2 protein-coding genes and 1 pseudogene are annotated in these 2574 nt (G+C 69.0%); all 3 read right to left on the bottom strand.

What is annotated here, in order from left to right; genetic code table 11:
• Positions 1 to 219: 219 nt before the first annotated feature.
• Entirely contained in the window at positions 220 to 1266 is a 1047-nt protein-coding gene (locus VIU94_RS40510; protein WP_331919952.1) for a deazapurine DNA modification protein DpdA family protein, read from the bottom strand.
• A complete protein-coding gene (locus VIU94_RS40505; protein ID WP_331919950.1) occupies positions 1263 to 1871 on the bottom strand; it encodes a VUT family protein in 609 nt (202 codons plus the stop codon). Before VIU94_RS40505 ends, VIU94_RS40510 begins: the two co-directional genes overlap by 4 nt.
• Positions 1872 to 2128: 257 nt before the next feature.
• Positions 2129 to 2509 (bottom strand): annotated as a pseudogene (locus VIU94_RS40500) (hypothetical protein); the annotation flags it as partial.
• Between the last annotated feature and the right edge of the window lie 65 nt (positions 2510 to 2574).

The following is a 2574-nucleotide window of genomic DNA, read 5'->3' as shown; positions in this document are numbered from 1 at the left end:
TCCCATGCCTCCCGAAGCTCGTCGATCGCCTTGTGCACTTCGGGGGCCAGCGTTCCGCCTGCGTCGGTGATGGCGTGCTGCACGGCGTACAGCTCCCGCATGTCGTTCACGGGGCGGTCGGGTGTCGGGTTGGTGGTCATGGCTGCTCCAGAAGGTCGATACGGTGGCGGTGCCGGCCCCCGCTGATATCCGCAGCGGCGGCCGGTCCTGCGTGGGTGGTCATGCGGCGGGTGTGAGGTGCTGCTGGACGATGCGCCGGTGCCAGCGGTGCGCCCAGTCCGGGCAGTTCGCGCAGTTCTTGTGCGTGTGACCCGGCAGCGGGTCGGAGCGGCGGGCATCCTCGGACCAGGCCATCGAGTCCGCGGACACCAGGTCGCCGGCGTACTGGGCAAGGCCGAGGGTTTTCACCCCGAAGCCGTGCAGTCGGTAGCCCTTGCCTGCGAAGTACTCGACGATCTCCCGGATTTCGCTGGTGGCCTGGCGGCGGCAGACGGAGCCGAGACCGACGACGGGCTCGGCGGCGAGGTCGATGCCGGCTTCCGCGTACAGCTGGTCGCAGTGCTTGTAGTCGTCGAAGCTGTTGCCCTGCAGCACCGGTATGAACTTGATCTCCGGGGCGAGGGCGCGAAGCTCGACCAGGTTGTCGACGGTCTTGCGCTGGTGGATGCGCACCGCGGTCGTCAGGTCCTGCTCCGGGTCGCCGGGCTTCAGGCCGCGGGCCTCACGGGTACCGTGGAAGACTTGGCCGCGCTGGCCGATCCCGCCTCGGATGACGATCTCCTCGCACATCCAGTCCTGCGGAGCCACCCACACGCACAGCTCATAGCCGAGCTCAGCGAGGAAGCGGCGGATCTCCGCAACGTACTCGGCGGCGGTGATCCTCCAACGCCCGAACTTCTGCAGTTCGGAGAAGCCCCCGGAGTCGATGCAGTAGCGGTGCAGGGCCCGCGGAAACGGGCTACGGCGCGGGGCGAGCCGAACGCGGGAGATGAAGAACGTGACGCCGGTGAAGAACTTTTCCAGCGTCTTGTCCCACAGCCACGAGGTCATGTGCGTGCCCAGGTACAGCTCCGTGACGATCTTGTCCCACATCGCCGCCCAGGCGCCGCGTTCGGCGATCCCGCACGCGCAGACGCACGCCCCGCCGCCGGAGCAGCCCCCGCAGTCCTCGCACCGGTCGTGGACGCAATGACCGCAGAGGAACGCCATCGGGCAGTCGCAGTCGGCGAGCGTCCACGCGGCATCGACGTCGGGGGCGATGGTCACACCGTCACCGCCTGAGCCCGGCGCCGGGCGATGACGGCGATCACCGCGACCGCGGCCAGCGTCATCCACGCCTTGCCGAGCAGCTGGCCCGGCAGGTAGGTGAACGACCCGAACGCCAGCCACAGGAAGATCATGCTGTCCGCCAGCAGGCCCACCGCGTTCGACGCAAGCATCGCCGTCAGCAGGCCCCGCCGTCGCAGCGGCTCGTACACGGCGAAGTCCAGAACCTCCGAGACCGCGAACGCCACAGCGGACGCCAACGCCAGCGCCGGGGATGCCAGCAGCCACGACAGCAGCGCACCCGCCACAATCGCCGCCACCACCGCCCCGCGGCCCGCAGCCTCCCGGGCCACATCCCGCAACACCAAAGCGGCGCCCACGAGATACACGCCGGCCGGAGCCGCGAAGCCGAAGCCCACCGGGACGGCGCCGAAATGAGTGACGGCCAGGTTCGCGGCCGGGATGGTGGCGATGTAGGCGGCGAGAGTCAAGCCCGGCATCACGGGGATCTTCACGATTCTCCTAGCGGTGATCTTGTGGTGAGGTGGGGACTGCCGGCCGCCTGCTGCTTCGATCAGCAGGCGGCCGGTGCTGCGGGTGGTCACTCGTAGATGCGGGAGAACGCCTCGCCTCGGCGGGCTGCTTCGATCTCCTCGCGGGTCATGCGCCGCACGCGGGCTCGACTTCGGTCGCCACCCGCGAACCCGGTGATCTTCCAGGTGCCGGGGCTCAGCGGGCCGGTCTGCTTCTCGATCTCGATGGGGTCGCCGACGGACAGCTCCTGGAGCATCACGTCGCCGCCTTCCAATTCGATCTCGTCGGCAGTGATGACGGCCACGGCCGGAACAGCCGCGGGCCCGCCCGGGTCGACCTCGGGGTGCGTGAACCGGACCGGCTTGCCCAACTCGCGGGCGTAGGCGATCTCCGCGCGAGTCGAGTCGCCGATGTAGTCACCGACGACGATCACCCGGTCGGCGAGGCGGATCTTCTGCCGGTGCTGGTCGTCCAGGCGGGTCTTCAGCGCCTCAGCCTCGACCGGGTCGGCCCACAGCGGGTGCGGCAGTTTCATGTTGCAGTCGGGCTTCAGGACGAGGGCGCCGGCCACGGACTCGGCGATGGCGGCCTCGACCATCTCCGGGGCGAAGCGCATCGAGCCGCACAGGACGACGACGTCACGGATATCGAGGCGCTTCTTGCCCTCGGTGAGGTGCTCTTCGGGGGTGAAGTAGTTCGGGTAGTTCACGGGTTCCTCCTGATGGGATTGCGACTGGTTGTCTCGGGCGAGTTGCCGGGGCGGTTTTCGGGACG

This window comes from Streptomyces sp. (genome assembly GCF_036566765.1).
In the GTDB taxonomy this organism is placed as follows: domain Bacteria; phylum Actinomycetota; class Actinomycetes; order Streptomycetales; family Streptomycetaceae; genus Streptomyces.
Note: the sequence above shows the minus strand (reverse complement) of the source record. Positions and strands in the feature narration are given on the sequence as shown.